This is a genomic window from Klebsiella sp. 10982 (assembly GCF_048589245.1).
GTDB lineage: Bacteria > Pseudomonadota > Gammaproteobacteria > Enterobacterales > Enterobacteriaceae > Klebsiella > Klebsiella quasivariicola.
Genome location: NZ_JBMAXV010000015.1, coordinates 17,429 through 30,092, shown reverse-complemented (window position 1 = coordinate 30,092; position 12,664 = coordinate 17,429). Strand labels below are relative to the sequence as shown.

The 12,664-nt window shown below is 60.4% G+C and carries 11 protein-coding genes and 1 pseudogene; 9 read left to right on the top strand and 3 right to left on the bottom strand.

Annotation, left to right across the window (positions count from 1 at the left end):
- Positions 1–43: 43 nt before the first annotated feature.
- Positions 44–1,498 carry an L-asparagine permease gene (gene ansP, locus ACKLKD_RS13515; protein ID WP_025712669.1) on the bottom strand — a complete coding sequence of 485 codons (1,455 nt, stop codon included), beginning with the start codon at positions 1,496–1,498 and terminating at the stop codon, positions 44–46.
- A gap of 189 nt (positions 1,499–1,687) precedes the next feature.
- Complete coding sequence (locus tag ACKLKD_RS13510) at positions 1,688–2,575, bottom strand: LysR family transcriptional regulator (RefSeq protein WP_025712670.1); 888 nt, start codon at positions 2,573–2,575, stop codon at positions 1,688–1,690.
- 194 nt (positions 2,576–2,769) lie between these two features.
- Here ACKLKD_RS13510 and dapF point away from each other — a divergent pair, with 194 nt between their 5' ends.
- On the top strand, positions 2,770–3,636 hold the full coding sequence (dapF, locus tag ACKLKD_RS13505) for a diaminopimelate epimerase (RefSeq protein WP_080896795.1): 867 nt from the start codon (positions 2,770–2,772) through the stop codon (positions 3,634–3,636).
- Positions 3,637–3,659: 23 nt separating this feature from the next.
- Here dapF and ACKLKD_RS13500 read toward each other — a convergent pair whose 3' ends face one another.
- Positions 3,660–4,355, bottom strand: a complete 696-nt coding sequence (locus tag ACKLKD_RS13500) for a class I SAM-dependent methyltransferase (RefSeq protein ID WP_080896796.1) — start codon at positions 4,353–4,355, stop codon at positions 3,660–3,662.
- Between the two features lie 95 nt (positions 4,356–4,450).
- On the opposite strand from ACKLKD_RS13500, the gene ACKLKD_RS13495 reads away from it, so the two are divergent.
- From ACKLKD_RS13495 to ACKLKD_RS13460, 8 genes and pseudogenes are all read left to right on the top strand, one after another.
- The gene (locus ACKLKD_RS13495) at positions 4,451–5,002 is read left to right on the top strand and encodes a shikimate kinase (protein WP_080896797.1); all 552 of its coding nucleotides are present in this window, start codon (positions 4,451–4,453) and stop codon (positions 5,000–5,002) included.
- A gap of 91 nt (positions 5,003–5,093) precedes the next feature.
- Complete coding sequence (locus tag ACKLKD_RS13490; protein ID WP_080896798.1) at positions 5,094–6,101, top strand: MsnO8 family LLM class oxidoreductase; 1,008 nt, start codon at positions 5,094–5,096, stop codon at positions 6,099–6,101.
- The gene (locus ACKLKD_RS13485; RefSeq protein ID WP_080896799.1) at positions 6,091–7,212 is read left to right on the top strand and encodes a M20 peptidase aminoacylase family protein; all 1,122 of its coding nucleotides are present in this window, start codon (positions 6,091–6,093) and stop codon (positions 7,210–7,212) included. Before ACKLKD_RS13490 ends, ACKLKD_RS13485 begins: the two co-directional genes overlap by 11 nt.
- 24 nt (positions 7,213–7,236) lie before the next feature.
- A pseudogene (locus ACKLKD_RS13480) lies at positions 7,237–9,500 on the top strand (NtaA/DmoA family FMN-dependent monooxygenase).
- An 11-nt stretch (positions 9,501–9,511) separates the two neighbouring features.
- On the top strand, positions 9,512–10,021 hold the full coding sequence (locus tag ACKLKD_RS13475) for a GNAT family N-acetyltransferase (protein WP_025712678.1): 510 nt from the start codon (positions 9,512–9,514) through the stop codon (positions 10,019–10,021).
- A 9-nt stretch (positions 10,022–10,030) separates the two neighbouring features.
- Positions 10,031–10,957 carry an amino acid ABC transporter permease gene (locus tag ACKLKD_RS13470; RefSeq protein ID WP_008804709.1) on the top strand — a complete coding sequence of 309 codons (927 nt, stop codon included), beginning with the start codon at positions 10,031–10,033 and terminating at the stop codon, positions 10,955–10,957.
- Positions 10,941–11,720 (top strand): amino acid ABC transporter ATP-binding protein, encoded by a 780-nt coding sequence (locus ACKLKD_RS13465; protein ID WP_080896803.1) that lies wholly within the window; start codon positions 10,941–10,943, stop codon positions 11,718–11,720. The genes ACKLKD_RS13470 and ACKLKD_RS13465 overlap by 17 nt, the downstream gene beginning before the upstream one ends.
- A 38-nt stretch (positions 11,721–11,758) precedes the next feature.
- The gene (locus ACKLKD_RS13460) at positions 11,759–12,610 is read left to right on the top strand and encodes a transporter substrate-binding domain-containing protein (RefSeq protein WP_165931866.1); all 852 of its coding nucleotides are present in this window, start codon (positions 11,759–11,761) and stop codon (positions 12,608–12,610) included.
- Positions 12,611–12,664: the final 54 nt, after the last annotated feature.

Sequence of the window (12,664 nt, the reverse complement as noted above, 5' to 3'; positions counted from 1 at the left end):
CCTCCCGGTTTGCCCGCGACGGACAAACCGGGAGTCCTGCCTGTTACTTCCTCAGCGTCGGCGCCGTACTGTGAATGGCATGGACGCGTTTACGCACACCAAACCAGCCAGCCACCAGCAATACCGCCAGCAGCGGAATTGAGCCTATGGTGTAGGTGCCGTTCGGATAATCGAAGGCCATCAGCACCAGCACGCTGAACAGGAACAGCAGCGTCAGCCAGGAGGTGAACGGCGCCCCCGGCATTCTGAAGCTGACCTTTGCCGCTTTCCCTTCCTTGATCGCTTTGCGCAGACGCATCTGGCACACCACGATAAAGCCCCAGGAGGCAATGATCCCCAGCGAAGCGACGTTAAGTACGATCTCAAACACCTGCGACGGCACCAGATAGTTAAGGAACACCCCCACCACATATACCCCCAGCGTCGCCAGGATCCCGGCGTAAGGGACGTGATGACGGCTCATCTTCGACATAAACTTCGGCGCGGAGCCCCCCATCGACATCGAGCGCAGAATACGCCCGGTGCTGTAGAGACCCGAGTTAAGGCTGGAGAGGGCCGCGGTTAACACCACGATGTTCATCACGCTGCCGATATAAGGTACGCCCAGTTTTGAGAAGAAGGTGACGAACGGACTTTGTCCGGCCTGGTAGGCATTCCAGGGCAGGAGCAGTACCAGCAGCACCACCGAACCGACGTAGAACAGGCCGATACGCCAGATCACGCTGTTGATGGCTTTCGGCACCATCGACTCTGGATCTTTACACTCGCCGGCCGCGGTTCCCACCAGCTCAATGGAGGCGAAGGCGAAGACCACGCCCTGCACCAGCACCAGCGCCGGCAGGAGGCCGTGCGGGAAGAAACCACCGTTATCGGTGATCAGATGGAAGCCGGTGGCATTGCCATCCAGCGGCTTACCGGAGCCGAGGAAAATGGTGCCGACCACGAGGAAGGCGACGATCGCCAGCACTTTAACCAGCGCGAACCAGAACTCCATCTCGGCGAACCACTTCACGCCGATCATGTTCATGGTGCCGACGATGGCCAGCGCGCCAAGGGCGAAGACCCACTGCGGCACGTCGCCAAACGCGCCCCAGTAGTGCATATACAGCGCCACGGCGGTGATATCGACGATCCCGGTCATGGCCCAGTTAACGAAGTACATCCAGCCGGCCACGTAAGCGGCCTTTTCACCGAGGAATTCCCTGGCATAGGAGACGAAGCTGCCGCTCGAGGGGCGGTGGAGAACCAGTTCGCCGAGGGCGCGAAGAATAAAGAAGGAGAAGATGCCGCAGACCAGATAGACCAGGGCAAGCGCTGGCCCTGCCATTTGTAAACGTGCCCCGGCGCCGAGGAACAAACCGGTACCGATGGCGCCGCCGATGGCGATCATCTGTACCTGACGGTTGCCCATCGCTTTGTGATAACCCGCTTCATGTGAGTTGAGCCAGTGGCGTTTTGCAGCATGATGCTCCGCTGCATTTTCGTGTTTCGTATTCATTGATGTATCAGTTTCCTGTCAATGCCCATGTTTGCAGCCGGAGTGGAGGACGGCTGGCACATTATGCTGGCTTTCTCATCATTCTGACGTAGGAGATAAGCTCAGACATGGCGCTGAATCCTACACGTAACGTAATAGTTACGCACCTAAAACATTTACCGATAGCATTTGACAGATTTATCAATGAGATCAGCGTCGCAGAGTTTCCAGTAACAGCGTGAAAGCGCTGGTATGCTGGCGCCGGCTGGGGTAGTAGAGATGGTAGCCGGGGAAGGTGGGGGTCCACTCCGTCAGCACCCGCACCAGCCGGCCACTGGCTAAGGCCTCCGCCACGCAATCGTCCGGAACGTAGGCCAGCCCGAGGCCCGCTTCCGCCGCGTCGATGCGCTGCGGCAGGCTGTTGAGGATCAATTGTCCCTCCACTCGCACCTGAATCTCCCGGCCATCGCGGGCAAATTCCCAGGCGTAAAGTCCCCCTCGTGTCGGCAGACGCAGATTGATGCAGCGATGCCGGGCAAGATCCCAGGGCGTTTGCGGCGTACCGGCCCGCTGCAGATAGGCCGGCGAACCCACCACCGCCATCCGCATATCCGGGGCGATGCGCACGGCAATCATATCTTTTGCCACCTGTTCGCCGAGACGCACCCCGGCGTCGAAGCGGTCACCCACGATATCCGTGAGACCATTATCAACAGTGATTTCGATGTTAATATCAGGATATTGCAGCATAAATGGCTTTAGCGCCGGCCAGAGCACCGCGCTGGCGGCATGCTCCCCGGCGGTGATGCGCAGGTTGCCCGCCGGGCGCTCTCGGGTGTCGCGCAGGGCGGCCAGGGCCTGCTCCATCTCTTCCAGATGCGGACCGAGGCGCTGAATCAGTCGCTCGCCCGCTTCGGTCGGCACCACGCTGCGGGTGGTGCGGGTCAGCAGCCGCACATCGAGCCGCGCTTCAAGATGGCGCATAGCATGGCTGAGCGCCGATTGCGACACGCCAAGCTGGGCCGCCGCGCGGGTAAAGCTGCGCTCACGCGCTACCACCATAAAGGAGAGCAGATCGTTTACGTTCTCTTTTAGCATAATCTTTCCGGATTGATGAATACCGCTCACAGGTACGCTGAGTGTAAGCCCGACGGAGGGGAGGCGCCAGTCTGATAGCCGGACGCAGTGGAGCAGAATGATCACGACGGTTAACAACGCAGGGTTTAATTCATCAAGACGGCGAATGTAATGTAATATGTCCAAAAAACTGCAGCGCCAGGCGAACCCACACAATGACACCCTTACACTTTCATAAATATCACGGGCTGGGTAATGATTACCTGGTATGCCATCGCGACGTTGCCGATCAGTTGAGCAACGAGCATATTCAAATTCTGTGCCATCGCCACTATGGCGTGGGATCGGATGGCCTGCTGATCGACAGCGGCGATCAGATCAATCCCACACTGCGTATTATCAATCCGGACGGCTCCGAGGCGGAGAAAAGCGGTAACGGGCTACGGATCTATGCGCGTTATCTTTTTGATATCGGTCGTGTCGGCCATGAGCCCTTTCTGGTACACACGGCGGGCGGTGACGTTCATTGCACTGTGCATGGCGATGTTCATCAGATTAGCGTCGACATGGGGCGGGCGAATTTCAATCCGGCGGCGCTGCCCGCCTTAGTGAATTTGCCTGAGGCGGTGAATTATCCTTTGCCGCTGGCGGATGAAACCCTGTCCGTCGTGCTGGTCTCCATGGGCAATCCCCACTGCGTTGTCCTCGTAGATAAGCTCGACCTGGCGCAGGTTCATCGTTTAGGACCGCAAATCGAACACCATTCCCTGTTCCCCAAACGCACCAATGTCCAGTTCGTGGAAGTTATCGATCGCCATACGCTGAAGATTGGTATCTGGGAGCGGGGCGCGGGGTTCACGATGGCCTCCGGGAGCAGCAGCTGCGCGGCTGCCAGCGCGATGCGCCGGTTAGGGAAGGTGGACGATCGGGTGGATGTCAACATGCCTGGTGGTCAGCTGCACATCGCCTTCGACGCGGGTTTTCAGGTCCTTATGCGTGGTCCGGTGCATAAAATCGCCAGCCTGACGCTGGATAAAGACTGCTTTGTTGGCGGCAGCGCCATCTTCACTGGCGCTGCATAACAGATGGCGCGGTCAGCCTGAAATTAACTCTCCTGTGGATCTGCCGACGGCCCGTTTGCCGAACAAACGATGGTGGCATGGTCCCACCAGGCATTATGCTTAACGTTGGTGGCAAGGACGGTAAATTGCGCCTGCTGTATCTCATTCAGTAAAGCCGGGAGGGGTTTAAGCGTACGCCAGGGCTGCCCCTCTTTCAGGAGATGATGCCTGGCAGGATCGTAAGTGGCGAGGTCTTCAGCATAACGAGGAAGCCCGCACATCGAGCCGATCACCAGCCGGCCTGCGGGATTCAGCAATCTTCTCGCCTCGGCGAAAAAACGGCGACGCTCATCTTCCAGCAGACAATGTAGACAGCTGCCATCAATGATTAAGGCATACTGGGCATCCTCACATTGAGAAAGATGACAGACGTTGCCGACGAAAAATGTGGCGTCCAGACCCGCTTGCTGAAAACGGTCTTCTGCCCAGCGGATCGCCGTTTCGGACACATCAACACCCGATACGGCATAGCCTCTTTCCGCCAGATACTGGGCTGCCATGGCACCATTGCCACATCCCAGTTCAAGTACCGGCGCGCCGGGAGCGGGTAAATAGCCATGGGCATCCAGCCAATGAAATGTTTTTTCCTGTTGTATCTTTGCCCGGGCAAAACCATCACCCGCCCAGGCGCTGGCTCCGTTGGCTAACAGTTGTCTGTAGCGTGCTTCATAGGGGTTCATCCTGAAAACACCTTTTATCATTGATAAGCATCACTACTGTATACGCCATTTAACATTGATATAAGTATTCGTTTGGCTACCAGGGAGAAACAGAGATGAACATCAACGTGGTCGGCACCAGCGGCTCAGGCAAATCCACCCTGGCCCGGCGCCTGGCGCACCGGCTGGGGCTGCCGTGGATCGAGCTCGATCGCCTGTACTGGCGGCCGAACTGGCAGGGCGCACCGGATGAGGCGTTTTTCGCCGCTATTGCCGCCGCGACGGCCACGCCGGGCTGGGTGCTGGATGGCAATTATAATCGCAGCCGCAGCGTTAAATGGCGCGAGGTGGATCTGGTGATCTGGGTAGATTATGGCTTCTGGCGCACGCTGCGCCAGGCGGTATGGCGGGCGGCGAGCCGGGCGTGGCGGCATCAGGAGCTGTGGCCGGGCACGGGCAACCGCGAGAGCTTTCGTCGTTCGTTCTGCAGTCGGGAATCCATTATCCTGTGGACGCTTAAGACCTGGCGGCAGCATCGCCGACGCTATCTGGCCGATATGCAGGATCCGCAATATCGCCATATTCGCTTCGTCCGGGTGCGCAATCCGCGGCAGGCTGAGGCGCTGCTGCGCGAGCTGGAAGCGCAGCGGTCAGCCGGGCATATCTAATTTTCAGCAGTACACATGTGAATTAATTGTTTCTCAATAGTTAGCAGAGATTTTAATAATGCAGGCACGTACTTTCACATGAGCCTGCGAAATGTCTTATCGAATCAGTATCCTGGATAAAAGTCCGCTTGCCGCCGGGGAAACCGCTGCGCAGGCGCTGGCGCGTACATTAACGCTGGCGCAACACGCCGAAGCCTGGGGTTACCACCGCTTCTGGGTCGCCGAACACCACAATACCGATCAGCTGGCGAGCCCCTCGCCGGAGCTGGTTATCGCCTGGCTGCTGGGCCACACCCGGCGCATTCGCCTCGGGTCCGGCGGCGTCATGCTCCAGCACTACAGCCCCTATAAGGTCGCGGAAAACTTTAACCTGCTCGCCGCCATCGCCCCGGGTCGCATCGATCTCGGGGTGGGCAAGGCGCCTGGCGGCCTGCCGCTTTCCACCCGCGCCCTGCAGCAGGGCCTGCATCAGGAGGAGAAAGGCACCTTTGCCGATCAGCTGGCGCAGCTCGATAACTGGCTGTCACTGACTGAGCCAGGGGGAGAGGAGAGCCTGCGCGCCACGCCGATCCCGCCGCGCCGGGCCGACGGTTTCCTGCTCGGCGCCAGCCTGGAGAGTGCTGAACTGGCCGCCCGTCTTGACTGGAACTTTGTCTTTGCCGCCCATCTCAATGGCGACAGCGCGCTGCGCCGCACGGTGATCAACCGCTGGCGCGAGCTCAGCCCGCGTGAGGCGATTGTCGCCGTGCAGGTGGTGGTGGCTGACGATCCGGCCACCGCCGCCGCGCTGGCGCAGCAGGTCGAGGTGTGGGGCGTCGAGCTGGAGAACGGCCAGCGGGTGACCGTCGGCAGCGAGGCTCAGGCCGCCGCTTTTGCCCGCCAGGCCGGCAGCCGGCCGACGCGCATCCACCGCCGCGAATCCTCACTGATCTCCGGTACTCCCGAACAGGTTAAAGCCCGGCTTGACGCGCTGCAGGCGGAAGATCAGCTGGATGAACTCATCATTGATACCCCTATTAGCGACGGGCCAGCGCGCCTGGACTCCCTGCGCCTGCTGGCGCAGGCTCACTACGGCAAGGAGGTGCTGAATGTCCTTTGAACAACAACTGATTAGCTGGCGGCGCGAGCTGCACCAGAACCCGGAGCTCTCCCTGCAGGAGGTAGCCACCACCGCGCGGATCCGCGACTGGCTGCAGAGCGGCGGGCTGACACTGCTGCCCTACGATCTGAAAACCGGGCTGGTCGCCGAAGTCGGCAGCGGCGACAAGGTGATTGCTCTGCGGGCGGACATTGACGCGTTGCCCATCGAGGAGGCGACCGGTCTGCCTTACCGCTCGCAAAATGAAGGGGTGATGCATGCCTGCGGCCATGATATTCACACCAGCGTGATGCTGGGGGCGGCGCTGCTGCTGAAAGAGCGGGAAGCGGAACTCCCGGGGCGGGTGCGGATCCTGTTTCAGCCGGCGGAGGAAAATTTTGGCGGGGCGAAAACCCTGATCCGCGCCGGGGCGCTGGAGGATGTGTCGGCGATCTTTGGCATGCACAATGAGCCCGGCCTGCCGGTGGGGGAATTTGCCACCCGCGGCGGCGCGTTCTACGCCAACGTCGACCGCTTCGTCTTCAAAGTGACCGGGAAGGGGGCGCATGCCGCGCGCCCACATGAAGGAAAGGATGCGATCCTGCTGGCCAGCCAGCTGGTGACGGTGCTGCAGAGCGTGGCCAGCCGGGAAGTGAACACCCTCGACTCGGTGGTGCTCAGCGTGACGCGGATCCAGGGGGGCAATACCTGGAACGTGCTGCCGGAGAGCGTCGAGCTGGAAGGGACGCTGCGCACCCACAGCAGTGATGTGCAGCAGCGGGTCAAGGCCCGGGTCAGCGAGATCGCCGCCGGTTTCGCCAGCGCCTTTGGCGCACAGATTGACGTCTTCTGGTATGCCGGCCCGACGGCCCTGGTCAACGACGCCCGCTGGGCCGACTTCGCCAGCGACGTGGCGGCCCAGGCCGGGTACCGCACCCATCACGCCGATCTGCATCTCGGCGGCGAAGATTTTGCGGTCTATCTTCAGCATATTCCCGGGGCGTTCGTCAGCATTGGCAGCGCCAGCGAATATGGTCTGCACCATCCGGCATTTAATCCGGACGAACGGCTTATTGCGCCCGCAGCGCACTATTTCGCCCAGTTGGCGGAACAGGCATTACAACATATTTAATGGATGACAGGGGAAGGGGTAGCTATGTCTGGAAATCGACAATTGCGTCTGGGAACGATATTACATGGCGCATCGGGAAATATGTCCGCCTGGCGTCATCCGGCGGCGCAGGCGGACGCCAGTATTAATTTTGACTTCGTCACACAGACGGCGTTAAAAGCGGAAGCGGGGAAGCTGGATTTTATTTTTGTCGCCGACGGTTTATATATTAACGAAAAATCGATTCCCCATTTTCTAAATCGCTTCGAACCTTTAACGGTACTTTCCGCGCTGGCGGCGGTCACCCGGCGTCTGGGGCTGGTGGGGACCTTATCCACTTCCTACAGTGAGCCGTTTACCACCGCCCGCCAGTTCGCCAGCCTCGACCATCTAAGCCAGGGACGGGCGGGGTGGAACGTGGTCACTTCCCCGCTGGAAGGATCGGCGAAAAACTTCTCCCGTGCCCAACATCCGGATCATGCGCTGCGCTATCGCATTGCCGATGAATATCTGCAGGTGGTGAAAGGGTTATGGGATTCGTGGGAAGAAGACGCCTTCGTGCGCAATAAGGAGACTGGCCAGTTCTTTGATAAAAATAAACTGCATACGCTCGATCACCACGGCGATTTCTTTAAAGTCGCCGGGCCGCTGAATATTGCCCGCACGCCGCAGGGCCGACCGATTATTTTCCAGGCCGGCGCGTCGGACGACGGCAAAAAATTAGCCGCACGTCACGCCGATGCCATTTTTACCCATCAGGAATCGCTGGCCGAGGCGCAGGCATTTTATCAGGATGTCAAAAGCCAACTCAGCGCATATCAGCGCAGCCCGGACCAACTGCATATCTTCCAGGGCGTCAGCGTCATCGTCGGGGATGACGCCGAGGATGCGGAACGTCAGTACCAGACTACCGCGGCGCTGGTTTCCATCGAGGATGCGCTGAATTATCTCGGGCGCTATTTCGAACACCACGATTTCTCGCAGTACCCGCTCGACGAACCTTTCCCGGATATTGGCGACCTGGGACAGAACAGCTTCCGCAGCACCACCGACGAGATTAAACGCCACGCCCGCGAGCGGGGATTAACCCTGCGCCAGGTGGCCCTGGAGGCAGCGAGCCCACGTCCGCGCTTTACCGGCACAGCCAGCGATGTCGCCGATGGCCTGCAATTGTGGTTCGAACAGCACGCGGCGGACGGTTTCATTATTCAGGGCGGTACGCCGGAAACCTTCCCGCGCTTTGTGGATGAGGTGGTTCCGCTGCTTCAGGCGCGTGGACTGTTCCGTCGCGACTATCCGGGCACCACCCTGCGGGAAAGTCTGGGTCTGGCGCTACCCGCTAATCAATTCCAAAAATAATAAAAGAGAATCACGCTATGCAGAAAACAACACTCTTGCTGGCCGTCGCGTTGGCATTTAGCGCCTCGTCGTGGGCCCAGGACGTCAGGATCAATGGCACCGGGGTGAGCCTGGAGGCCAACAAAACGCCGATTCACACAGCGAAAAATCCGCAGGCCATTGCCCTGTTGCCGAAAGACCTGCATCTGGTGGTGCCGGGGAAATTCACCGTCGCGGTGGCGGCCCTGAACTCACCGCCGCTGACGGTCTTCGCCGATGACAACAAAACCCTGCTCGGCAGCGAGACGGATATCGCCCGGCTGGTGGCGGAGAGCCTTGGACTGGAAGTGAACGTGGTTCCCACTTCATGGGAAGACTGGCCGCTGGGCGTCACCTCCGGCAAATATGATGCCGCGATCAGCAATATTACCGTCACCAAAGAGCGCAAAGAGAAGTTCGATTTCGCCACCTACCGCAAAGACTCGCTGGGCTTCTACGTCAAAAGCACCAGTCCGCTGAACAAAATTGACAAGGCGGAGGACATCGCCGGGCTGAAGATTATCGTCGGCTCCGGTACTAACCAGGAGGCGATCCTGCTGGCGTGGAATGCGGAGAACGTCAAAAAGGGGCTGAAGCCGTTTACCCCGGTTTACACCAAGGATGATGCCGCCCAGACGCTGGCTCTGCAAACCGGACGAGCCGATGCCTTTTTCGGCCCCAACGTGATTGGCGCATGGAAGGCGGCGCTGACCGGCAAAACCAAACTGGTGGGCAGCGTCGATGGCGGCTGGCCGAAAGCGGCGCATATCGCGGTGACGCTGAAAAAAGACAGCGGGCTGGTGAACGCCGTCCAGGCGGCGCTGAACGGCGCTATCGCCAGCGGGGATTACGCCAAAGTGCTTAACCGCTGGGGTGAAGGAGTGGAAAGCATTCCGCAATCGGAAATCAACCCGCCCGGACTGGGCGACTGACAGGAGGCGCGATGAGCGAAGCATTCCGCGATATTTCTCCGGACGCCCCGGAGCTACAGCCGATTATTAGCGGGCTGTTTGCCGAATACGCCGCCCGCTACGGCGACTATTTTTCCCGCGATGCGGAAGTGGAGTTGAGTGAGTGGTATGTGCCGCCGCAGGGGCTGTTTATCGTCCTTGAGCGGGAGGGCGAAATTATCGCCACCGGCGCTTATAAGCCGAAAGATCGCCACACCGCGGAGATCAAACGTATCTGGACGCACCGCGACCTGCGCCAGCAGGGGCTGGCGGCGAAGGTGGTTCAGGAGCTGGAGCGGCGGGCGGTGCTGGCCGGGTACAGCCATATCTACCTGACCACCGGCTTCCGCCAGCCGGAGGCGGTAAAGCTCTATCTCAGCCAGGGGTATGAGGCGCAGTTTGACCTCACGCGCGACCCGGAAGAGTACAGTCAGCCGCCCTACGATGGCCGGTTGCGGTTCACTAAAGCGCTGGCGGTGAGCGCCTTCAGTCACAGCGCCTGAGGAGGCATGATGCATTCATCTGAAACAATCAAAGTGGTGCCGGCGCGCTACCCGCTGCGGGTAGTCGGGGCGCTGGTCGCCCTGCTGGTGCTGGCGGTGGTGATCCAGTCGGTGGCCTTTAACCCGCGCTGGGAGTGGGGCGTCTTCGCCCGCTGGTTCTTCGACCCGGTGATCCTCGAGGGGCTGGGACAAACCCTGCTCCTGACCCTGCTCGGCACGGTGCTGAGCGTGATCTTCGGCGGCCTGCTGGCGCTGGCCCGCTTATCCTCATCGTGGCTGCTCAGCAGCCTCGCCTGGGGTTATATCTGGCTGTTTCGCTCGCTGCCGCTGATTGTGGTGCTGATCATTCTCTATAACTTTTCCTATCTCTACGACACCCTGTCGCTGGGGATCCCGTTTACCGGCGTCACCTGGGCCAGCTATCAGACCATTAACGTGCTGGGGCAATTCTCCACGGCGGTGGTGGGCCTGACGCTGGTGCAGAGCGCCTATACCGCGGAGATCATTCGCGGCGGCTTTTTGGGGGTCGACCACGGGCAGTATGAAGCCGCCGCCGCGCTGGGGCTTCCCGCCTGGCGACGCACGTTGCGCATTATTCTGCCGCAGGCGTTGCGCACCATTCTGCCCTCCGGCTTCAATGAGATCATCAGTCTGGCCAAGGGAACGGCGATGGTGTACGTCCTGGCGATGCCGGAACTGTTCTACACCATCCAGATGATCTACAACCGTACCCAGGAGGTGATCCCGCTGTTGATGGTCGGCGCCGCCTGGTATCTGGCGATCACCAGCGTCCTCTCCGCCATTCAGTATCTGGTGGAACGCGCCCTGGCGCGCAGCGAGCGTCGCTCGGCGGTAAACAGCGCCCGCAGCAGCCGTCTGAATCAACCCGCACGTCAACCACAGCCGCAGGAGGCCGTTCATGCCCAGCTCTCATAATGGCCATATCTCTATCACCGGGGTCAGCAAATACTATGGCCGCCACAAGGCGCTGGACAATGTGTCGCTGGAGATCCCCCCGGGCACGGTGACGGTGATCCTCGGCCCTTCCGGCTCGGGCAAGTCCACGCTGCTGCGCACCATAAATCACCTCGAACGTGTCGATGAGGGATTTATTCAGATTGATGGCGACTATATCGGTTATCGCCGCAAAGGCGACAAGCTGTATGAGATGAAAGAAAAGGAAATTCTTCGCCAGCGGATCAACGTCGGCTACGTGTTCCAGAACTTTAACCTGTTTCCGCACCTGACGGTGCTGGAAAACCTGATTGAGGCGCCGATCGCCCACAAGCAGGTCACGCGCAAAGAGGCCATTGCCCGTGCCTGGGAACTGCTGGACGTCGTCGGACTGCGCAATAAAGCCGACGCCTGGTCGCGGCATCTCTCCGGCGGGCAGCAGCAGCGTATCGCCATTGCCCGGGCGCTGGCGCTGAACCCGCGGGTGATCCTGTTTGATGAGCCCACCTCGGCGCTGGATCCCGAGCTGGTGGGCGAGGTGCTGGATGTCATCAAGAAGCTGGCGCGCTCCGGCACTACCCTGGTGGTGGTGACCCATGAGATTGGCTTTGCCCGCGAGGTGGCCGACCAGGTGGTGTTTATGGTCGACGGCAGGATCGTCGAGCAGGGCAGCAGCGACGAGGTGCTCAACCATCCGCAGCATCCGCGTACCCGACAGTTTTTATCCAGGGTGCTGCCGTCATGAAAAGAGCGCTAATGACCCTTATTCTCAGCGCTTTTGCCATGAGCGCTCACGCGGCGCTGGATCTGCGCGCCAATGAGCAGCCATTGCCGGTCACCCGTGACCCGCAGGCGATAGCGAAAATCCCGCCGGGCTATCGCTTCGTCGAGCCGGGGACGCTGACGGTGGCGATCTCGGCGCTCAATTCGCCGCCGCTGGCGCTGCTGGCCAGCGACAACCGCACGCGGATCGGCAGCGACCCGGATATGGCCCGCCTGCTGGCCGGAAGCCTTGGCCTGAAGCTCAGGCTGGTGCCCACCGCGTGGGAGGACTGGCCGCTGGGCATCGCCTCCGGCCGCTACGACGTGGCGCTGATCAATATCGCGGTGACCGAGAAGCGCAAAGAGAAGTTCGATTTTGCGACTTACCGGGTGGACTCCCTGGCCTTCTCGGTGAAATCCACCAGCGACATCGCCGCGATAAACGGACCTGCCGACCTCGCCGGGCGCAAAGTGATCGTCGGGTCCGGCACCAATCAGGAGCGGATCCTGCTGGGCTGGAACGAGGACAACCGCGCCGCCGGACGGCCGCAGGCCCAGCCGGTCTACCTGACCGATGATGCCTCCGGCAACCTCTATATCCAGTCCGGGCGGGCGGATATCTTTTTCGGCCCGCAGTCGGTGGCAGCCTATAAAGCCGCCCTTAACGGCCAGACCCGGGTGGTGGGCCTGGGGCCGAAAAAAGCGTGGGTGGCGACGACCACTAAAAAAGGCAACGGTCTGGTCTATGCCCTGCAGGCGGCCTTCGACGGGGCGATTGCCCGCGGTGAATATCAGCAGGTGCTGGCGCGCTGGGGAGAGCAGGGCGAAGCGGTGACGCAGTCGGTGGTCAACCCGCCGGGGATAACCTACTAAAAAACCGCTGTTTCGCCGGAGTACAATGCGAAACAGCGGAGGCGAATGCTCGCC